Below are 20,826 nucleotides of genomic sequence, written 5' to 3' on the forward strand. Positions count from 1 at the left end.
GTTGGCGGCCCAGCATGGCCGACGCATCCTGTTTTTTTGCTCGGACGGCCCCGTTGCAAGGGCCGTAACTTTGCAACTGCGCGGCGCAATAATCTGCCTACGACCAAAAGGATAGCCACCTTTCATATTACACAAATGTTAAAACAAGAATTAGAAATACTCCTCGCTCCGGAAGTCGCCTATGATGAACTGGCACGCTACGAAGCCATTTTGCAACAAGCGGGTTTATTGCCTGGCGAAGCCGATTTTGTTCATCTGCGTCGTCGTTCTATTGATGCGCGTGGGCGGCAGCCCCTCGTGCGCCTGCGTGCTGACATCTACCGCCAGACGCCACCCAACGAGCTGTTTGGCCCTTGGTTTATTTATCCAAATGTTAAAACAAATAGCCCCCGCGTACTCATCATTGGGGCAGGCCCTGCGGGGTTGTTCGCGGCATTGCGCTGCCTGGAGCTGGGGCTGAAACCAATTGTGCTGGAGCGTGGGCGGGACGTGCGTACTCGTCGCCGCGACTTAGCGGCCATCAACAAGGACCAAATAGTAAACCCTGATTCCAATTACTGTTTTGGTGAAGGCGGGGCCGGTACGTATTCGGATGGCAAACTTTATACCCGCGCCACCAAGCGAGGCGATGTGGGCCGCGTACTCCGTCGGTTGGTGCAGCACGGGGCCACGCCTGATATTCTGGTAGACGCTCACCCCCACATCGGCACCAATAAACTGCCGGCCGTGGTGCAGGCGCTGCGTGAGGCAATTATCGAAGCCGGTGGCGAGGTACACTTTGATACCCGCGTGACCGACCTGCTGCTGGACAACAACCAGCTGCGCGGCGTGGTCACGGCCACTGGCGCAGCCTTTGAGGCGGAGGCCACCATTCTGGCCACCGGCCATTCGGCGCGCGACATTTATGAGCTGCTGCACCGCCGCGGCGTGCTCATCGAGGCCAAGCCGTTTGCGCTGGGCGTGCGCGTCGAGCATCAGCAGGAGTTGATTGACCAGGCGCAGTACCGGCGGGCCGAACGCGGGCTGCTGCCGGCTGCCTCCTATTCGCTGGTGCACCAGACGGAGGTGCGCGGCGAGCAGCGCGGCGTGTTCTCGTTCTGCATGTGCCCGGGCGGGTTCATCGTGCCGGCGGCTACGGCCCCGGGCGAGGTAGTGGTGAACGGCATGAGCCCGAGCCGCCGCGACTCGCGCTTTGCCAACTCCGGCATTGTGGCCGCCGTGGAGCTGAGCGACATGGACGTAAAGCAGCACGGCCCGCTGGCCGGCCTGCATTTCCAGCAGCAGATTGAGCAGCTGGCCTGCCAGGCGGCGGGTGGCACGCAGCAGGCCCCGGCCCAACTGCTCGGCGATTTTCTCAAAGGCAAAACGTCCGCTAGTCTGCTCGAAACATCCTACCAGCCCGGCCTGGTATCGGTGCGGATGGACGACGTGCTCGGGCCGGTGCTGGCCGAACGGCTGCGCCAGGGCTTCCGCGATTTCGGCCGGAAGATTCCCGGCTACGCCACCAACGCCGCCCAGATTGTGGGCGTGGAAAGCCGCACCTCGGCGCCCATCCGCATTCCGCGCGACAAGGATACCCTCCGGCATCCGGTGGTGGCGGGCCTGTATCCGTGCGGGGAAGGCGCGGGCTACGCGGGCGGCATCGTGTCGGCGGCGATGGATGGCGAGCGCTGCGCCGAGGCCGTGCGGGCAGCGGTGAAGCACTAATTGCGGGACTGCGGTATTGACAGGGCTTCGAGACGCGCCAACACCCGGCTTACCATCCGGGTGCAGCGCGCGCCGAGGTAGGCGAAAGCATGCTGCGGGGCAAAATGAGCCAACTGGGTGCGCAGCTGCTCGCGGGCGCGCAGCAGGCGCACCTTCACGTTGGCCTCGCCGAGGTGAAGGGCCGCCGCAGTGGCAGCCACGCTGAGGCCTTCTACTTCGCGCAGCACGAATACGCTGCGGTATTTGTCGGGCAGCGCCTGCACAGCGGCTTCGAGGGCTTCGCGCAGCTCGTCGTTCAGCACGGTTTGCAGGGGCGTGGGCGTGGCCGCCACGGGCTCCGGCTCGTCGTCGGGCGGGGTTTCGAGGTCGACAAAGCGCTGCTGACGCCGCCGGTCCATCAGGCATTCGTTGAGCATGATGCGCGTGAGCCACGTGGGGAAACTGGCCCGGCCCGCGAAGCTGCCGAGTTGCAGGTAGGCCTTGACCCAGGCATTCTGCATGGCTTCTTCGGCGGCAGCGGGGTGCCCCAATACGGCCACGCCCACGCGGAAAAGGCGCTGATTGTAGCGCCGCATGAGCAACTCAAAAAGCTGCTTTTCGCCCGCCAGCACCCGGCCAATGACTTCAGCATTGGTTAATGGGAGATAAGGCATGAGGGCCAGGGGCGGTAGCATAATTCAGGAATGGTTTCCGCGGGAGATATGCATTAGATGCTGCGGCCACAGGCCGGGTTACAATAAAATATAAATAATAAAATGTAACCCGCCGCGGGGGTAATTCATCCAATGGCAACAACCCTTTTTAACCTCGTTGCCATGTTACCCTCCGCCAACTTCCCCTACGCCGAGCTAGCCGCCCGGCCCGCAACCGGCCCGGTTCATACCGTGGTCCGGGTCCTGACATTTACCTACGGGGTCGTGCCCATCGTGGCCGGCCTCGACAAATTCACGAACCTGCTCGCCAACTGGGAGGCTTACCTCGCGCCGGGCCTGGTGAAGATGCTGCCGGTTCCGGCGCATTCGTTTATGATGCTGGTGGGCATCATTGAAATCGTGGCCGGCGCGCTGGTGCTGCTGCGGCCCCGCCTCGGGGCGCGCGTGGTGATGGCCTGGCTCACGGCCATTGCCCTGACGCTGTTGGGCAGCGGCCGCTACCTCGACGTGGCCGTGCGCGACCTGGTGATTGCCGTCGGGGCCTGGGCTCTGGGCCACCTGGAAGCATCCGGCCAGCCGCACGCATAACCTGGCAGCCCATAGGCCGGTTATTGCGTATGGAGCACGAACGTTTTTGTCTCCGTACGTAGTTAACCACCCATGGAATCCACGAAAAAAACCCTCGTTCTCGGGGCCTCAGATAATCCCTCCCGCTACTCCTATCGGGCGGCGCACATGCTCAAAAACCACGGCCACGAAGTGGTGCCCGTGGGCATTCGCAAAGGCAAGGTGGCGGGGCTTGACATTCACACCGACCGGCCCCAGGAAACGGACATCGACACGGTGACCCTGTACGTGGGGCCGCAAAACCAGCCCGCCTGGTACGACTACATTCTGGACCTCAAACCCAAGCGCATTCTCTTCAACCCAGGCACCGAAAACCCCGAGCTGGAGCGCCTGGCCCAGCAGCGCGGCATTCAGACCGAAGAAGCCTGCACGCTGGTATTGCTCTCGATTGGGCAGTATTAAATCAGTAGAATCCGGCTTTGCCGTTGCGCGCCCTCCGAAATCAGATTTCGGAGGGCGCGCTTGCTTTTGCGGGGCGGCAACCGGTGGTTGCCCAGGGATGAATTCTACATCTTTTTGGCCTGATTCCGTACCAATGCCGGGTCCAGAATGCCCGAATTTTGCACCATACCCCGGCACCACTTCAACGGTGCCCTACTAATATATGTCTCCCTCCCCCGAAACCACCACCCTCGAAATTGAAGGCATGAGCTGCGCGGCCTGCGCCTCGGCGGTGGAAAAATCACTGGCCCGCACGCCGGGCGTGCAAAATGCTCTGGTGAACTATGCCACCGAAAAGGCTACGGTGCAGTACCTGCCCGACCAGGCTTCGCTGGCCACGCTGAAAGCGGCCGTGGAAAATGCAGGCTACGGCGTAGTGGACCGCGTGCCCGACACCAGCGCGGCCGACCGCCAGGCCGAAATCGACGCCCAGAAAGCCGAAGCCTACCGCCAGCTCAAGCGCCGCTTCGGCGTGGCCGCCGGTCTGGCGGCCGTAATTATGACGCTGAGCATGCTCATGCTCTGGCCCGCGATGATGGCCCGCCTCAACATGCAAGGGCTGAACTGGGCCCTGCTCCTGCTCACGTTGCCGGTGCTGCTGTTCAGCGGACGCGAATTTTATGTATCGGCCTGGAACGGCTTTCGGCACCGGGCGGCCAACATGGACACGCTGATTGCCGTGGGCACGGGCGCAGCCTTTATCTATAGCCTCGCCGCCACGGTTGCGCCCGGGTTTTTCCTCAGCCGGGGCCTGCGACCCGAAGTGTATTACGACACCACGGCCACCATCATTGCTTTGATATTATTGGGCAAGGTGCTGGAGCTGCGCGCCAAAACCCGGACCTCGGCCGCCATGCGCAGCCTCATCGCCTTGCAGGCCAAAACTGCCCGCGTGGTGCGGCCCGACGGCCAGGAAGTAGACGTGGACATTAATCAGGTGAGGTTGGGCGACATTGTGCTGGTGCGCCCCGGCGAAAAAGTGGCCACCGACGGCCTCATCACCGAAGGCCGCTCGGCCCTCGACGAAGCTATGCTCACCGGCGAAAGCCTGCCGGTGGAGAAGAAAGTCGGCGATGCCGTGTTCGGGGCTACGCTCAACAAAACCGGCTCCTTCCGCTTCCGCGTGACCAAAGTGGGAGCCGATACCTTGCTGGCCCAGATAGTGAAGCTGGTGGAAGATGCCCAGGGCAGCCGCGCCCCCATTCAGCGGCTGGCCGATAAGGTGAGCGCCGTATTTGTGCCCACGGTGGTCGTCATTGCCATCCTCACGTTTGTGCTGTGGTTCGATTTGGCCCCGGCGGGCACGCGCCTGCCGCTGGCGCTGGTCAACTTTGTGGCCGTGCTGATTATTGCCTGCCCCTGCGCGCTGGGCTTGGCCACGCCCACGGCCATCATGGTGAGCACCGGCAAGGGCGCCGAGCACGGCGTACTTATCCGCAACGCCGAAGCCCTCGAAAAAGCCTACCAGGTGAACACCGTGCTGCTTGACAAAACCGGCACCATTACCCAAGGCGAGCCGGCCGTGACGGATTTCTGGGCCGCGCCCGGCCAAATAAAGGAGAATCTATTGGCGCTGGCCGCCGCCGTGGAGCGCCAGAGCGAGCACCCGCTGGCGGCGGCCGTGGTGCGTTACGCTGAGGCGCAAAACGTGGCCTCGCTGGCAGCGGTTGATTTCCGGGCCGTGGAAGGCCGGGGCGCGACGGCTATCGTGGCGGGCCAAGCCCTGCACATCGGCAACGCCGGTTTGCTAGCCGAAGCGGGAATTGCCCTGCCGCCGGCCCTCACCGCGCAGGCAACGCAGCTCCTCGCCCAAGCCAAAACGGTGCTTTACGTGGCCGTGGCGGGCCAGGCGGCCGGTCTCATCGGCGTGGCCGATACGGTGCGCGAAACCTCCCGCGCGGCCATTCAGCAGCTGCAAAAAATGGGGCTGGAAGTGGTAATGATGACCGGCGACAACCCCGAAACCGCCGCCCAGGTGGCCGCGCAGGTGGGCATCACGCGCTATTTCGCCGAGGTGCTACCCGCCGATAAAGCCGCCCAGGTGAAGGCCCTGCAAGCCGAGGGCCGCGTGGTGGCCATGGTGGGCGACGGCATCAACGACGCGCCCGCGCTGGCCCGGGCCGATATCGGCTTGGCAATGGGCGGCGGCACCGACGTGGCGATGGAAACCGCCGGCATCACCCTCATGCGCTCCGACTTGCGGGGGGTGGTCACGGCCATCGTGCTGAGCCGCCAAACCATTCGCACCATTCGCCAGAACCTGTTTTTCGCTTTTATCTATAATACACTGGGCATTCCCATCGCGGCTGGGGCGCTGTACCCGGTATTTGGGATTCTGCTCTCGCCCATGCTTGCGGCGGGGGCCATGGCCCTGAGCTCGGTGTCGGTGCTCACCAACTCGCTGCGCCTGCGGGGCTTCCAGGCCGAATAAAAACCAGTCACCCGCTTAGCGCATCTCACCCGGCTCTACCATTTTCCTCTACTTCTATGGATGTTCCCGCCATCATCGTCACCATTATCGGCCTGAGCCTGGCTGGGTTTGTGGTCTGGTATTTCTTTTTCTCATCGCGACCGGTGGCCAGCGCCGTGTCTTCAGCGGGTGGTGTGCAGGAAGTTGACATTACCGTAAAAGGAGGCTATTCGCCCGATGTGATTGAGGTAGAACGCGGCAAACCGGTACGGCTCAATTTTTACCGCGACGAGGAAAACAGCTGCTCCGAAGAGTTGCTCATGCCCGATTTCAGCATCCGGCGCGAGCTGCCGGCTTTCAAAACCACGCTCATCGAACTATTGCCGCAGCAAGCCGGCCGCTTCGAGTTCACCTGCGGCATGGGCATGCTGCGCGGTAGTATCCTCGTGAAATAACCGTTCAAGCCAGCCAACGCTGCCAACCCGCTATTTTATGAAAACGCTTTTTCTAACTTCCCTGGGCCTGTTGCTCGGCACTTCGGTGTTTGCCCAGCACACCCATATGCCCGGCATGGATATGTCGATGCCGGCGCCTGCACCCAAGCCGAAATCAAAAGCGCCCGCGTCTAAGCCGAAACCTGCCACTACCGCGCCACGCGCCAAAGCCGCCGCCCCGGCCATACCGGGAATGGATATGCCCGGCATGAGCATGCCCGAGCCGGCCCCGACCACCGCGCCCGCACCCGCCATGCCCGGCATGAACATGGGCACGGGCGGCAGCGCCACCATGCCCGGCATGACTGCCGACAGCAGCGACATGATGATGGAGATGCGTAATTCGTTCTCGAAAAACCTGCCCATGACGCGGCAGGGCTCGGGCACCAGCTGGCACCCTGATTCCTCGCCGATGTATATGCAGATGTACCAGTCGCGGGGCTGGGACGTGATGCTGATGTACTCCGTTTTCCTGCGCTACACCAGCCAGAATTTCAACCATAGCGCGCTCCGGGGTGACGCAAATTTCCGCGCCAACTCCTACGTAATGGGCATGGCCAACCATCTGGTGGGCCAGCGCGGGCTGTTCAGCATTCAGGCCATGGTATCGGCCGACCCGCTGACGGTGGGCGGCGCGGGCTACCCGCTGCTGTTTCAGACCGGCGAGTCGTGGCAGGGCGAAAAGTTGCACGACCACCAGCATCCGCACGACCTCGTGAGCGCGCTAGCCGTGGGCTACACCTATGCCGCCAGCTCCGATGTCGACCTGACCGCCTACCTCGGCTACCCCGGCGAGCCGGCCATCGGGCCGCCCGTGTTCATGCACCGGCCTTCGGCGGCCAGCCTGCCCACGGCCCCGCTGGGCCACCATTGGCAGGATGCCACGCATATTCAGTTTGGGGTGGCCACGCTGGGCGTGCGCTACCGCAACGCCAAACTCGAAGGCTCGCTCTTCACCGGCCGCGAGCCCAACGAAAACCGCTACGGCTTCGACCGGCCCCGGTTTGATTCCTACAGCGCCCGCCTTTCAATGAATCCATCCGATAATCTTGCCCTGCAAGTCTCGGCCGCTCATCTCAAAAGCCCGGAAGAACTGGAACCCAACGACAACGTGGACCGGACCAGCGCCTCGGTTCTGCACAATGCGAATGTGGGCAAGGAAAGCATCTTGTCGTCCACCTTCGTGTGGGGCATGAACCGGCACAGCGGCCTCGGCGAGGAAACCACGTATTCTAATTCCTTCCTGCTCGAAAGCAACCTCCAGGCCCGGCAGTTCAACCTCTTCACCCGCCTCGAAACCCTGCAACTCAACTACGGCGAGTTGCTATTGCCCGCCACCGCCGACCACGACGCCCACGCCAATCGCTCGGTGGCCGCCTTCACCCTGGGCGCATCCAAATACATCGCCAAAACCAAAGCCGGCTGGCTCGACCTCGGCCTCACCGGCACCCTCAACACCTATAATACCAATAATGCCGCCCTGCTCGCGGCCTATGGCCGCAACCCACTCTCCTTTGAAGTCTACCTGCGCTTCATCGCGCCGCGCATGAGCATGCACATGGGCCACGGCGGGATGAAACACGGCGGAATGCAGGGCATGAAGATGTAAAGCTGGTAACCGCTTGGTTGCTGAACGCAGTGCCAGGAATCGGGCGCTGCGTTTTCTTTTCATAGCGGCCAATGCACCGCCAGCAAGCGCCGTTTATATTTGGCCCCAGAATACGGTGATGGATTGCCACCGCGAACCGCCGGAGCCCCGCGCCCCGCGCTGATGATTCCTACGAAACGGCGCGGCCCCAATGGCTTCGCTGCTTAGCTCATCCTGCCGTTCGCACCCATGTTTGCATCCAACTCTTTTGCCCGTCTGCAGGCCTCGCTACCCACTTCGGCGCTGCTTTTCCTGCTGCGCTGGCTGCTGATTTGCGGCCTGATTGGCGGGCTAGCGGGCACCGCCTCGGCCGGCTTTCTGGTGTCGCTCGACTGGGTCACGCGCTGGCGCGAAGCCCATGCCTGGGTGCTGGCGCTGCTGCCGGTGGCGGGCCTACTTATCGGCCTGGCCTACCATCATTTCGGCAACCGTGCGGTGCGCGGCAACAACCTCATTCTCGATGAAATCCACCGTCCCAGCCAGCGCCTGCCGCTACGGATGGTGCCGTTGGTGCTGGGTGGCACGCTGGTCACGCACCTGTTCGGGGGCTCGGCGGGCCGCGAGGGCACGGCCGTGCAGATGGGCGCCGCCCTGGCCGACCAACTCCCCCGCTGGCTGCGCCTGCGCCCGCGCGACCGCCGCCTGCTGCTCATCGCGGGCATGAGCGCGGGGTTTGCCTCCGTGTTTGGCACGCCGCTGGCCGGGGCCGTGTTTGGGCTTGAAGTCTTTTTGCTGGGCTCGATTCGCTACGATGCGGTGCTGCCCAGCTTCCTGGCCGCCATTTTTGCTGATTTTGTGACGCGCGCTTGGGGCGTGGGCCATACCCATTACCCCACCCTTGACGCACTTCCCCTTACGCCCCTGCTGCTGGGTTGCACCTTGCTGGCAGGGGCGCTGTTTGGGCTCACGGCCCGGGCATTTGCCACACTCACGCACGGCATCGGCTGGGTTTTCAGCCGCATCAGCTACCCGCCGCTGCGGCCGGTGGTGGGCGGCATGCTGGTGGCGGGCCTGCTGTGGGTGGCCGGTTCTATTCGTTTTGGCGGCTTAGGCGTGCCAGTAATTGTCGAAGCCTTTCAGCACCCGCTGGCTCCCACCGATTGGGCCCTCAAGCTGGCCCTCACGGCCCTCACGTTGGGCTGCGGCTTCAAGGGCGGCGAGGTCACGCCGCTGTTTTTTATTGGGGCGGCGCTGGGCAGCGCGCTGGCCGTAGTGCTGCCGCTGCCAGTGGCGCTGCTGGCGGCCATGGGCTTCGTGGGCGTGTTTGCGGGCGCGGCCAACACGCCCCTGTCCTGCCTGCTGATGGGACTGGAATTGTTTGGGGCCAATGCGGGCGTGTATCTAGCCTTAGCCTGCGTGATGGCGTATTTGTTCTCCGGCCACACGGGCATTTATGGGGCGCAGGTGGTGGGGCAAGCGAAGTACCTGCGCCTGGGGCGGCAACAAGGCCGGCCGCTGCGCGAATTGCCCTAGCGGGGCCTACAGCAGAATATCAAACGTGAGGGCGGGCATCACGAGCAGCTTCCGGCGCACAATGCGCATATCGTCGGCTTGGTAGTCGGCCACAAATCCATTGGCAAATAATACGTTGATACCGGCCCGAAAGCCGTTGCTGAAGCGCAGGTTCAGGCCCATGCCGCCGCCCACGTTGAAGTCCGCCAGGGTGCCTTTATGGGCATTGGGGCCCAGGTCCCAATGGTAGAGCGAATAGACGCCGCCGATTCCAACCACCGGTTCCAGGCGCGGGTTTTTCAGCGGGATGTAATACGTGAGCAAGCCGATGCCCCCGGCGCTAAATTCGTTCTGCCGATGCGAATCGAACACCTGCGTGGCCAACAGCCGCCCGCCAAAATGCTGCCCGAAACGCCGCTCCGCCTGCACGCCCAGCACTTTGGGATTGCCCAGAATGCCCAGCGCAACCGTGTACTTGCGATAGACAGCGGGCTTGATAGGGCTCTCCTGTGCCGCCAGGCGCGAAATAGCCAACGGGAACAGCAGGAACGGTAGTAGTTTTTGCATAATTGCAGTGATTAGCGCTTGCGAAACTACGTCCTCCAAGCCAACAACCGGAGTTCGGCAAAAAACTTCCTACCCCAGGCAACCCTACCCGCCTTTTTTGCATCTGCCGCCCTAACTCACCATCCTTTCTGCTCCTTTGCCCACCCTTACCGTGACGACCGAAGCCGACCTCATCGCTGCTTGTGTGCGGGGCGAGCACCGGGCCCAGCGCCAGCTCTACGACCAATTGGCCGGGCTGATGCTCACCGTCTGCCGCCGCTACCTCAAGCGCCGCGAAGATGCCGAAGAAGCCCTGATTCTGGGCTTTGCCAAGATGTTCCGAGCCCTGCCCAACTACCGCTTCGAAGGCAGTTTCGAAGGCTGGGTGCGCCGCATTATGGTCAACGAAGCCCTGATGCAGCTGCGCCAGCGCGAGGTGATGACCGTGTCGTTCGAGGACTTTGCCCAGCCCGAGAACCTGGCCACCACCGCCGCCACCGCCGATACCGAATTACAGGCCGAAGACCTGATGAACCTGCTGTCCACCCTGCCCACCGGCTACCGCACCGTCTTCAACCTCTACGCCCTGGAAGGCTACGGCCACCAGGAAATTGCCGAGCTGCTGGGCATTAGCGAAGGCACCAGCAAATCCCAGCTGAGCAAGGCCCGCGCCATGCTCCAGCGGCGCGTTCAGTTTTCCGCCATCTCGGCGAATTAGCCCCTAGAACCATGCTTCCCGAAGATAATATTGACGATTTATTCCGCCGCCAGCTCGACGGCCACGAAACGCCCCCCGGCGACGACCTCTGGGCGCGCCTGCAATCCAGCGCCCCCCAGCCCGAAGCCCACGACCCGCGCCTCGATGCGCTGTTTCAAAAAGGCCTCAGCACCCACGCCACGCCCCCGCGCCGCGAGCTCTGGGAGCGCCTCGAAGACGAGCACCTGCGCCCCCGCCAGCGCCGCGCCGCCGCGTGGTGGCCCATGGCCATGGCCGCCGCCGTGCTCATCCTGCTGCTGGCCGGCGGGGCTGGCCTCTGGCTGGGCTTTCCCGCCCGAAATGTGGGCGGGAGCGAAGTAGCTATTCAGAAAGGCAACGGCACAAAAACCGCTACTACTAAGCCTACAGTAGGTGCGGCCGTGCCCAACGCCGCTACGGCTCCCATCGCAGCCAATCCAGTTGCTGCCGCATCAGTTTCGGAAGAAGTCTTAGCCGCAAATAATGCCCCAGCAGCTACCGAAAGCTCAATTTCTACCTCCGCTCAAAAAAATACGACAGCTCAGGCAACCCACTCTTTGGCCTTCGCATCTACCACACCAAAGGCCAGGAAGTTGGCCGAGCGGCCGTCGCCGCGCCACCCGCTGGGAAGCACCCGGCAGCCGGACGCGGCCGCCCCTTCGCCCGCCCTCGCGGCCCGCACGACAACGCCCGCCCCGGCTCATTCCTCCGCTGCTGACGAGCAACGGCCGGCCCCGGTGGTAGCCGCCAACCCAACCACTCCAGCGCCCGCGACGGTAATCGACCCCGCCCGCCTGGTACCCGCCCCCGGGCTTATCACGGTGGAGGTGCGCAACGGGGAAGCCCCCGCCCGGTCTGCCCGGTCTGTGATTTCGGCCCTGGCCGCCAGCCCCGAGCCGGCCGAGCGTCGGCGGCTGGGCGGCCGCCTCCTCCACATGGGCGGCCAGCTGGTGCGGGGCGAGCGGGTGAGCCTGGCCGAAGTTGCGGGCCTGCCCGAAAACGTGACCATTCAGGCCACCGTGGCCGGCCACCAGGTCACAAAATCTATTCAATTGTAATTCACCCTCTTCTCGTTAGAAACCATGCAACGCGCTTTTCTCTCCTTTTTTCTGCTGATGACGACGCTGGGCGGGCTGAACGTGGCCCGCGCCACGGCCCTCACGGCCAATACCGCTGCCTTTAAAGACACCATTGTGGTGCGCCTGCCCAACCAAGCCACCCTCACACTGGTGGTGCGCGACGCGGCTCAGCTGCGCCAAATGAAAAATTACCAGCTCGATTCCCTTACGTCGCGTTTGGCCAGCTACATCACCCAGGCTGAAAAAGCAGCTCAAAGCTCAAGCACGAATCAGGTGACCCTGCAATTTTACCCCGACAAGGACCAGCCCGGCAAAAACCTGCCCGAGCAAATCCGCATCACCACTCGCAAAAAAGAAGCGAATACCAACCGCGTCGACGTGGTGCTGAACAAAGCCTTCGGCATCACGGTGAGCACCGATGAAAAGGGCAACAAGTCCTACAACACGGTCGACGTGAAGACCAAGGAGCAGCGCCAGGCCCACCGCGACTCGACCCGCCTGAAGGAGATTGAGAAACACAGCACCAAATCGCACCTGATTTTCGACCTGGGCCTGAACGCGCTGGTTAATCAGAAAGCGACTGCCGGGCAATCGACGGTGGACCTGCGCACCGAGGGCTCGCGCTACGTCAACATCGGCCTGAGCTGGGACGCCCGCCTCGGCAGCAAGCGCAGCCCCGTGAGCCTGACCGTCGGCCCCGAGTTTGCCTTCAACAACTACATGCTCAGCGGCAACAATAAGTGGGTGAACGAGAACGGCCGCACCAGCGTGGTGCACGAAACCAACGGCCATCAGTACCAGAAAACCAAGCTGGCCACGTCCAGCGTCAACCTGCCCCTCATGCTGCGCCTGCAGCTGCGCGACACGCACTACAAGCCCACCTTTACCATCGGCGCGGGGGGCTTTGTGGGCTACCGTATCAAGTCCTGGACCAAGCTGAAATACACCTCCGAAGGCACCACCTACAAGGACAAAGAGGACGGCAGCTACAACATGGAAAACTTCCAGTATGGCTTGCAGGGTACCATCGGCTACCGCGGCTTGGAGTTCTTCGGCAAATACAACATGAACAGCCTGTTCAAAGCCAACGCCGGCCCGGACACGCAGGTACTGAGCTTTGGCCTGCGAATTATTGGAATTAACTAACCATCATTCCAAGTAGAGTGCAACGGAACACGGCAAATGAAATTCCGCACAAATCCAGCTTCTTAGTGCCAAGCTCACTACGATGAAAAGCCCCGGCACTGCGCAGTGCCGGGGCTTTTCATCGTAGTGCATCCATAGTTTGACAGGACATTTTGCTTCGCTGCGCTTGCAATGTCCCTCTACTGCCTCACTGATTTCGAAAGAAATTATCCAGCAGAATGGCCGCCGAAATGGCCACGTTCAGGCTCTCGGCCTGGCCCCCGGCCCCGCGCGGAATGTGCAACCGCCGCGTGAGGGCCGCCCCCACGGCGGGCGTCAGGCCGTGCGATTCCGAGCCCATCACGAGCACGCCGGCGGGGCGCAGGGCGAGGCGGTGTACGTTGTCACCTTCCAAATCGGCCCCGAAGATGCCCACCGTGGCCGCCAGCGTGGGCAACCATTCCGCGAGGTCGCGCTCCCAGACGCGCACGCGGGCAAAGGCCCCCATGCTGGCGGCCACGGTTTTGGGGGCGTACGCATCGGCGCAGCCGGGGCTGAGGACCACGCCGGGCAGGCCGTACCAGTCGGCCAGGCGCAGCAGGGTGCCGAGGTTGCCGGGGTCGCGCACTTCGTCGAGGGCGAGCAACAAACCGGTTTCGGGCAGCGTTAGGGGCAGCGGGGTTTCGGCGGGCAGTCGCACCACGGCCAGGGCGGTGGTATTGGTGGCCAGCGTACCGAGCTGGGTGAGTTCGGTTTCGGTGGCGGCACTGAGCGGCAGCCGGGCGGGCAGGTAGGCACGGTTTTGGTCGATGAATTCGGCCGTGGCCAGCACGTGTTCAACTTCCAGGTCGGAACTTAGCAGCTCCAACACGCTTTTGCCCCCTTCCACCAAGAACGCCCCGTGGCGGTGCCGGTACTTCTTCTGGTGCAGCGACTGCACGTATTTGCCAAGTGCTTTTGAAACCATTACGCTTTACTTATTCGCCAAAACTACGGCCTGCGCACCGGCTCGGGCCGCTGCTCGTGCTGCTGGGGCTGGCAGCGTGCTCGCCGTTTGGCCTGCTGCGGCCCAAGCAGCGCCTGCTCAGCCGCGTCGAAATCAAGGGCATCGAACAGGCCGACAAAGAACGCCTCACCGCGCTGGCCCAGCAAAAGCCCAACACCAAGCTGCCGCCCAAGCTGGCCATCTACCACTTGGGCTTCAATTTTTATGATTCGGTGCGCATCAAAAACAAGCTGCGCGCTATTGAAACGACTTACGCGGCCAAAATAAAAGCCGCTGGCACCGACTCAGCCCAGCTGGGCAAGCTAATTGCGCAGCGCGAGCGCAAAACCAAGCGCAAACAGCTGGCTCTCGACAAGGGCAACGCCATCATGCGCCTGGGCGAACCGCCGGTTATCTACGACTCGGCCCTGACGCGCAAATCGGTGGAGCAGATGACGACTTTTCTGCGGTCGCAGGGCTTTTTCCGGGCGCGGGTGTCGGCTACCGACACGGCCCGCTACCACCGGAGCATCGCGTTTCGGTTGCTGAAGGCCGTGGGCTCGGTCATTCCCGGCAAGCCCGACTCGCTGGACGCGGCCAAGCAGTACCGCCGCGTAACGGTGACCTATCATATTAAGGAGGGCCAACCCTTTCTCTACCGCCTGCAGGCCCCCAGCATTCCCGATTCGGGGGTGGCGGCGGTGGTGCGCCGGGGCCAGCCGGCCACCTTGCTGCACGAAAACGACCGCTACAACGAGGAACTGATTGGCCAGGAGCGTACCCGCCTCGAAACCCTCATCAAAAACGCGGGCTACTTCGATTTCCGCCAGCAGTACATCACCCTCGAAGCCGACACCAGCTACGAGAAGTTCACGGTGCGGCTGCGCACTTTCATCGCCAACCCTGGCCCGAACCAGGGCCACCGCGTGTACACGCTGCGCCAGGTCCGTTTCATCACCGATGCCGGCGTGGGCCGCACCCTGCGCAGCGCCTCCGGCGACACCCTGCGGCGGGTGGGCACGCCCGGCGCGCTGCGCGCCCGCCCCAGCCTGGGCGTGCGCACGGATACGGTGGTTACGGATTCGGTTCGCTTTGCGGCTTACCAGCAAAAATTCAGCACCGGACTACTGGCCAATAAGGTGCTGGTGCGGCCCGAGCAGCACTACAGCCTGACCAACACCCTGCAAACCCAGCGCCTGCTGGCCGACCTGGACATGTTCCGGTTCAATACCGTGAACTACCGCAAGGTGCCCGACCCGCCCACCGCCGACAGCGCCGGCCACCACCCCACCACCGGCCAACTCGTGGCCGTCATCAACGCTTCGCCCGCGCCCAAATTCTCGCAGACCGTAGAAGTGGGCGCCACCTACGTGGCCTACCTGCCCGGCCCGTTCCTGAACTACCGCCTAAAAACCCGTAACCCTTTTGGCGGGGCCGAAGTGCTGGAATTTGGTGTAAGAGCCGGCTTTGAGGGGCAACTCACGCGGGTAGCCACCGACAACACGACGGATAACGTGTACACCACGCAGCTAGGGGCTACGGCGGCGCTGGTGCTGCCGCAGTTTCTGGTGCCCTTCCGCACCAATTATTTCCTGACGCGCTACAACCCCAAAACCCGCTTCTCGCTCTCCGAAACCTATGTGAAGCGCCCGGAATACATCCGGTCCAACTTCGAGTTTGCCTGGGACTACATCTGGCAGCGCTCGCCGTTTCACCAGTACGTTTTCTCGCCGGTCGTTATCACACTGGTAAATACGCCGTTTAGCAGCGACTCCTTCAAAGCTCGCCTGCTGCGACTACAGCAAACGGAAGGCTCGTCGCTGTACCGCTCATTCAGCAAACAAGTCGAGCCCAGCTTCAGCTTTACCTCTCTCTACAATTCCAACGATTTCAACGAAACCCGCAACGCCTATTACCTGCGCCTTTTTGCTGAAATCGGGGGCCTCACGCGCGGCCTCTACCGCGATGCACTCTACAGCCAAACTAATCTGAGCGTGTACGACTTTGCCCGCATCAGCGCCGATTACCGCCGCTACTACCGCCTCACACCCCAAACGTATTTTGTGTGGCGCCTCAACGGCGGCGCGGTGCACGCCCTCACCAAAACCGACGACCCTACTACACCCGAAAACGACCCGCAATACATTGTGCCCTACGACAAGTCGTTTTTTGCCGGTGGCTCCACCAGCCTGCGGGCCTGGCAGCCGCGCCGCCTGGGGCCGGGCGGTTTCACGCCCACGCGCCTGAGCAACGGCCAGCCCGTGCGCGACTACCTCACCGAGCAGCCGGGCGAGCTGCTGCTGGAAGGTAGCGCCGAGTACCGCTTCCCGATTTATAGCTTCTTCAAGGGGGCGCTGTTCACCGATTTCGGCAACGTGTGGGGGCTGCAGGAGAAGAAGGACCCGGTGACCGGCGAATACCTCCGCCCGGGCGCGCAGTTTAAGCTGAATTCATTCTACCAGCAGATTGCCGTGGGCTCGGGTTTCGGCCTGCGCTTCGATTTCACGTTCCTGATTCTGCGCCTCGACATCGCCACCAAAATCTACGACCCCACCGCGCCTACTTCTGCTGATAAATGGGCCCTGCGCAACTTCGACACCAGCGCCAACCCCATTTCTTTCAACCTGGGCATCGGGTATCCGTTCTAAACTTGCGGTTTGACAGAACAAAAAAGCCCCTCATGCTTAGTCGCAGCATGAGGGGCTTTTTTTTAGCTGACTTGGCTAATATCCCAGCAGCTCGCCCAGTGCAGTGGCCACTTTGGCCGCGCTCGGGAGCATCTGCTTTTCCAGTTCTACATTCAGGGCAATGGCAGGCAGGTTGGCCGCGCCGAGGGTGAATACCGGCGCATCCAGTGCCGTGAAGCAGTGGCGCTGTATGCGCCCAGCGAGGCTTTCGGCGAAGCTGTTCATCAGCGGCTCTTCGGTGAGGACGAGCACCTTGCCGTGGCGGCGGGTGGCGGCCGTCACCGCATCAAAATCAATCGGGTTGAGGGTGCGCAAGTCGAGGATTTCGATTTGGCCGGGGAAGTCGCGGCTGGCGGCTTTGGCCCAGTGCACGCCCATGCCGTAGGTCACGACCAGCGCGGTATTGCCCCGGCGCAGCTGCTCCTCGTCAGCGGCCTGCGCAATGGCAGCCACGCCCAGCGGAATGACGTAGCCCGCCGCCGGCTCCACGGTTTTGGCGTCTTCGGTACCGGCCACCTTGCTCCAGTACAAGCCTTTGTGCTCCAGCATCACCACCGGGTTGGGGTCGAGAAAGGCAGCGCGCATGAGGCCTTTCATATCGGCCGCATTGCTCGGGTACACCACTTTAATGCCCCGAATGGTGAGCAGCGTGCTTTCAATGGAGCCCGAATGGTAGGGGCCGCCCCCACCATACGCCCCAATCGGCACGCGGATGAGGGCTGGAATCGGGAACTTGCCCATCGTGAGGTAGCAGGATTTGCTGAGCTCTTCCACCAACTGGTTCAGCGCCGGCCAGATGTAGTCGGCAAACTGAATTTCGACGATGGGCCGCGCGCCCACGGCCGCCATGCCCGCCGTACTGCCCACAATGTAGGCCTCCTGAATGGGTGTGTTGAACACCCGCGCATCGCCGTACTTCTTGGCCAGCAGCGCCGCCTCGCGGAACACGCCGCCCAGTTCGCCGCCCACGTCCTGTCCATAGAACAGCGCCTCCGGGAATTCCTGCAAAATATCGTCTACCGCGTGCAGGGCGGCGTCCACCATCAGGGCTTTTTCGGCGCCGGCGGGGCTGCGCTCGCCGGCTTCCTCGGTGATGGCGGGTGGGGCAAATTCATGGTCAGCGAAGGTGGCCGGGTCGGGATTGGGCGCGGCCAGGGCTTCGGCCCAGTCGGCGCGCACGGTGGCGCGGGCTTCGGCTTGCAGGGCGGCCAGGGCGGCTTCGTCCACGCCCAGGGCCAGCAGGCGCTGGTGCAGGCGCGGCAGCGGGTCCTGCGCCTGATGCGCGGCCAAATCGGAGCGGTACCACTCGCGGCGCACGCCGCTGGTGTGGTGGCCCAGCAGCGGGCATTTGGCATGTACCAATACCGGCCCGCGCCGGGCGCGCACGTGGGCAAACGCCTCGTCCAACCCGGTGTGCGATGACTCAAAATCGGCCCCGTCCACCTGCATCCGGCGCAGGCCGGGAAAGCCGGCCGCGAATTCGTAAGCATTCATGGCGCGCATCTCGCGGCCGGTGGCCGAGATGCCCCAGTCGTTGTCCTGCACCAGGTACACGATGGGCAGCTGGTGCAGAATGGCCATTTGCAGGGCTTCCGCCACCTCACCCTCCGTCATGGCCCCATCGCCGATGGAGCACAACACCAACGGCTTCTCGGCGAGCCAGCCCGCCGATTTATTCAGTGATTCAATCGTCAGCCCCTGTTTTTCGAAGTAGCTGATGGCGTGGGCCATGCCCGTGGCCGGAATGGCCTGCATGCCCGTGGCCGAGCTTTGGTGCGGAATAACCGGGATGCCCGCCCGCCGCAGCGAGGGGTGCGAATAATAGGTGCGTCCGCCGCTGAACGGGTCGTCGGCCTTGGCCAGCAACTGGAGCATGAGTTCATACGGGCGCAGGTCCAGACCCAGCAGCATGGCGTCGTCGCGGTAGTAAGGCGCGGCGTAGTCGTTGCCATTGAGCAGGAAGGCAGCGGCCAGCTGCACGGCCTCATGGCCGCGGGCGGTGGCATGCACGTAGCGCGAGGCAGTGGCCTTTTCTTCTTCGTAAAGGGTGGCCATTTCGGCGGCCGTGTGCATCAGGCGGTAAGTGCGGCGCAGCAGGTTGGCATCGGGCGCGGGCGCGGCGGTGGCGGGCGTGGTGAAGGCCTCGGCGGCGGCGGCCGCAGCGGCGGCTACGCGGGGGTTGGCGAAGTCAGTGGTATCGGAGGCGGCGGGAGCAGCAAAATCGGACATCGGGGGCTGGGCGGGGTGAGACTGCAAAAGTACGCCCCGCGCCCTCGTCCGTATCTTTGCGCCGGTAACAGTTGGCCGTGACCAAGGCACTTTTGGAAGTAAAACTGCTGTCTGGTCACGATTAACTGCTCACTGTCAATTGCCCACTCCCCGCATGTCCTCCCCCACCATTCGCCCCGAAATTGAAACCTGGCTGGCTGATTTTCAGCTTCGTCTCTGCCAACAGCTTGAAACCGCCGATGGCGGCCCGGCCACCTTCCTCACCGATGCCTGGCAGCGCGAAGGCGGCGGCGGTGGCCGTTCCAAAGTGCTGGAGCAGGGCGCTATTCTCGAAAAAGGGGGGGTTGGTTTTTCGGCCGTGTGGGGCTCGATGAGCGAGGCCGCCGCCCGGCAGCTGCACATGCCCGACCCGCATTTCTACGCCACCGGCGTGAGCGTGGTGCTGCACCCGCGCAGCCCGCGCTTGCCCATTATCCACATGAACGTGCGCTATTTCGAGGCCGGCAACGGCGAAGCCTGGTTTGGTGGCGGTATTGATTTGACCCCCATTTACGTGGATGAACCCCAGGCCCGCCGCTTTCACGCGCAGCTCAAAGCCGTGTGCGACCGCCACAACCCGGCCTACTACCCCAAGTTTACACGCTGGGCCGATGATTACTTTTACCTCCCGCACCGACTGGAGACGCGGGGCGTGGGCGGTATTTTCTACGATAGACTGACCGTAGGGAAGGACGGCAACGCCGAGGAATTATTCGCCTTCATGCGCGACGTAGCCGAGCTATTCGGCCCGTTCTACACCCAGCTCATGGCCGAAAACCACGCCCTGCCCTTCACCGAGCGCGAAGAAGCCTGGCAAAGCCAGCGCCGCGCCCGCTACGCCGAGTTCAACCTGGCTTTCGACCGCGGCACCCGCTTCGGCCTCGAAACCGGCGGCCGCACCGAGTCCATCCTCATGAGCCTGCCCCCACGCACCGGCTGGGCCTACAACCCCGCCCCGCCCGCTCCCGGCACGCCGGAGGCCAGCACCCTGGCCTGGCTCCGCAAAGGCGTAGATTGGCTGGCCGATGCTTGAGTCCATCCAACAGCTTGACCGGCAGTTGCTGCTGGCCGTCAACCACGCCCACAGCCCGCTGCTGGATGCGGTAATGATTTTTGCCTCCAATCGCCTGGTTTGGTTTCCGGTCTACGCCGTGCTCATCGGCTGGCTGATATATCATTTTCGCTGGCGCGCAGCCCTGCTGCTGCCACTCGTAATTGCCGCCGTGGGCCTGGCCGACAGCATCACCAGCCGGCTATTCAAGCCGTTTTTCGGGCGGCCCCGACCCTGCCACGATGTCTCGCTGGACCATTTGCTGTACCTGCCGGATGGCTGCGGCGGGCAGTTCGGCTTCCTGTCCTCACACGCCGCCAATTCCATGGCACTGGCCGTTTTTTTAGCCCTGGTGCTGCCGCCGGGTCGTTTTCGCGGGCTCAAAATCGGGGTATTCGCCTGGTTTCTGTTGCTATCCTACAGCCGCGTCTATCTCGGCGCGCACTACCCCACCGACGTACTCGGCGGGGCCGCGGTAGGTGCGCTCATGGGCTGGCTGGCAGCAGTGGCTTTTCGGCGCTGGGCACCGCGCTGGTGGCCCGTGCAGGCGTAGTTTTTTCTGCTATGAGCCAGTTGAATCGGTGCCTCGGCAATAGCGAACAGCTGCCCTACCAACGGTTGAGGCACAAAAAAGCCCCACTATATAAACAGCGGGGCTTTTTCGACTGATTATTTGGCCGGTTTGCGGTTGCCGGTATGGCCATCGCCTTTGTCGCCTTGGCCGGGCTTGCTGGTCTTCTTGGAATTGTGCTGGTCATCTTGCGAGAGCGAGCGGTGCAGTTCAACAGAGTGCTCTATCTCACCCTTTTCATTCCGGCGGATGTAGCGCTTATCGCCCGGGTTCGGCTCATTTAATTCACGTTTCGACATGGTGACAAAGGAGTTACGTGGAGGTATCTGCATCCTACGCACACAGT

The 20,826-nt window shown here is 62.9% G+C and carries 18 protein-coding genes and 1 riboswitch; of the genes, 13 read left to right on the forward strand and 5 right to left on the reverse strand.

Features of this window, described 5'->3' with window-relative positions:
• Positions 1–135 precede the first annotated feature (135 nt).
• Positions 136–1,707: an NAD(P)/FAD-dependent oxidoreductase gene (locus tag ACYU7Q_RS03595; protein ID WP_460608062.1), complete on the forward strand. Its 1,572-nt coding sequence runs from the start codon at positions 136–138 to the stop codon at positions 1,705–1,707.
• Here the strand turns inward: ACYU7Q_RS03595 and ACYU7Q_RS03600 are convergent.
• Positions 1,704–2,381, reverse strand: a complete 678-nt coding sequence (locus tag ACYU7Q_RS03600) for an RNA polymerase sigma factor (RefSeq protein ID WP_460608064.1) — start codon at positions 2,379–2,381, stop codon at positions 1,704–1,706. The genes ACYU7Q_RS03595 and ACYU7Q_RS03600 overlap by 4 nt on opposite strands.
• Positions 2,382–2,522: 141 nt before the next feature.
• On the opposite strand from ACYU7Q_RS03600, the gene ACYU7Q_RS03605 reads away from it, so the two are divergent.
• The 6 genes from ACYU7Q_RS03605 to ACYU7Q_RS03630 all read left to right on the forward strand — a co-directional run bounded on the left by ACYU7Q_RS03605 (position 2,523) and on the right by ACYU7Q_RS03630 (position 9,453).
• Complete coding sequence (locus ACYU7Q_RS03605) at positions 2,523–2,948, forward strand: hypothetical protein (protein WP_460608065.1); 426 nt, start codon at positions 2,523–2,525, stop codon at positions 2,946–2,948.
• Between the two features lie 72 nt (positions 2,949–3,020).
• Positions 3,021–3,389, forward strand: coding sequence for a CoA-binding protein (locus ACYU7Q_RS03610; RefSeq protein WP_460608066.1), 369 nt, complete (start codon positions 3,021–3,023; stop codon positions 3,387–3,389).
• Positions 3,390–3,591: 202 nt separating this feature from the next.
• A complete protein-coding gene (locus ACYU7Q_RS03615) occupies positions 3,592–5,859 on the forward strand; it encodes a heavy metal translocating P-type ATPase (protein WP_460608068.1) in 2,268 nt (755 codons plus the stop codon).
• Between the two features lie 56 nt (positions 5,860–5,915).
• A complete protein-coding gene (locus ACYU7Q_RS03620; RefSeq protein ID WP_460608069.1) occupies positions 5,916–6,293 on the forward strand; it encodes a cupredoxin domain-containing protein in 378 nt (125 codons plus the stop codon).
• Between the two features lie 37 nt (positions 6,294–6,330).
• A complete protein-coding gene (locus ACYU7Q_RS03625) occupies positions 6,331–7,941 on the forward strand; it encodes a hypothetical protein (protein WP_460608070.1) in 1,611 nt (536 codons plus the stop codon).
• A gap of 105 nt (positions 7,942–8,046) precedes the next feature.
• Positions 8,047–8,120: riboswitch (Fluoride riboswitch) on the forward strand.
• 49 nt (positions 8,121–8,169) lie between these two features.
• Positions 8,170–9,453 (forward strand): voltage-gated chloride channel family protein, encoded by a 1,284-nt coding sequence (locus tag ACYU7Q_RS03630; protein ID WP_460608071.1) that lies wholly within the window; start codon positions 8,170–8,172, stop codon positions 9,451–9,453.
• A 6-nt stretch (positions 9,454–9,459) separates the two neighbouring features.
• Here the strand turns inward: ACYU7Q_RS03630 and ACYU7Q_RS03635 are convergent, their stop codons facing one another.
• Complete coding sequence (locus tag ACYU7Q_RS03635) at positions 9,460–9,999, reverse strand: hypothetical protein (protein WP_460608072.1); 540 nt, start codon at positions 9,997–9,999, stop codon at positions 9,460–9,462.
• Between the two features lie 136 nt (positions 10,000–10,135).
• Here ACYU7Q_RS03635 and ACYU7Q_RS03640 point away from each other — a divergent pair, with 136 nt between their 5' ends.
• From ACYU7Q_RS03640 to ACYU7Q_RS03650, 3 genes are read left to right on the forward strand one after another with little or no spacing between them, the layout of a single operon-like run.
• Positions 10,136–10,696 carry an RNA polymerase sigma factor gene (locus ACYU7Q_RS03640; RefSeq protein WP_460608073.1) on the forward strand — a complete coding sequence of 187 codons (561 nt, stop codon included), beginning with the start codon at positions 10,136–10,138 and terminating at the stop codon, positions 10,694–10,696.
• 11 nt (positions 10,697–10,707) lie between these two features.
• Positions 10,708–11,772, forward strand: coding sequence for a hypothetical protein (locus tag ACYU7Q_RS03645; protein WP_460608074.1), 1,065 nt, complete (start codon positions 10,708–10,710; stop codon positions 11,770–11,772).
• A 24-nt stretch (positions 11,773–11,796) separates the two neighbouring features.
• A complete protein-coding gene (locus ACYU7Q_RS03650) occupies positions 11,797–12,939 on the forward strand; it encodes a porin family protein (RefSeq protein WP_460608075.1) in 1,143 nt (380 codons plus the stop codon).
• Between the two features lie 187 nt (positions 12,940–13,126).
• Here the strand turns inward: ACYU7Q_RS03650 and ACYU7Q_RS03655 are convergent, their stop codons facing one another.
• Positions 13,127–13,885 carry an RNA methyltransferase gene (locus tag ACYU7Q_RS03655; RefSeq protein WP_460608076.1) on the reverse strand — a complete coding sequence of 253 codons (759 nt, stop codon included), beginning with the start codon at positions 13,883–13,885 and terminating at the stop codon, positions 13,127–13,129.
• Here ACYU7Q_RS03655 and tamL point away from each other — a divergent pair.
• Complete coding sequence (tamL, locus tag ACYU7Q_RS03660; RefSeq protein WP_460608077.1) at positions 13,876–16,551, forward strand: translocation and assembly module lipoprotein TamL; 2,676 nt, start codon at positions 13,876–13,878, stop codon at positions 16,549–16,551. The two genes, ACYU7Q_RS03655 and tamL, sit on opposite strands and share 10 nt — an antisense overlap.
• 75 nt (positions 16,552–16,626) lie before the next feature.
• Here the strand turns inward: tamL and ACYU7Q_RS03665 are convergent, their stop codons facing one another.
• Positions 16,627–18,819, reverse strand: a complete 2,193-nt coding sequence (locus ACYU7Q_RS03665; RefSeq protein WP_460608078.1) for an alpha-ketoacid dehydrogenase subunit alpha/beta — start codon at positions 18,817–18,819, stop codon at positions 16,627–16,629.
• 154 nt (positions 18,820–18,973) lie between these two features.
• Here ACYU7Q_RS03665 and hemF point away from each other — a divergent pair, with 154 nt between their 5' ends.
• Together hemF and ACYU7Q_RS03675 are read left to right on the forward strand one after the other, a co-directional pair.
• Positions 18,974–19,891 carry an oxygen-dependent coproporphyrinogen-III oxidase gene (gene hemF / locus ACYU7Q_RS03670; RefSeq protein ID WP_460608079.1) on the forward strand — a complete coding sequence of 306 codons (918 nt, stop codon included), beginning with the start codon at positions 18,974–18,976 and terminating at the stop codon, positions 19,889–19,891.
• The gene (locus ACYU7Q_RS03675) at positions 19,884–20,462 is read left to right on the forward strand and encodes a phosphatase PAP2 family protein (protein WP_460608080.1); all 579 of its coding nucleotides are present in this window, start codon (positions 19,884–19,886) and stop codon (positions 20,460–20,462) included. The genes hemF and ACYU7Q_RS03675 overlap by 8 nt, the downstream gene beginning before the upstream one ends.
• Positions 20,463–20,578: 116 nt before the next feature.
• Here ACYU7Q_RS03675 and ACYU7Q_RS03680 read toward each other — a convergent pair whose 3' ends face one another.
• Entirely contained in the window at positions 20,579–20,779 is a 201-nt protein-coding gene (locus tag ACYU7Q_RS03680; protein ID WP_460608081.1) for a hypothetical protein, read from the reverse strand.
• Positions 20,780–20,826: the final 47 nt, after the last annotated feature.

It is taken from the genome of Hymenobacter terrigena (genome assembly GCF_054776515.1).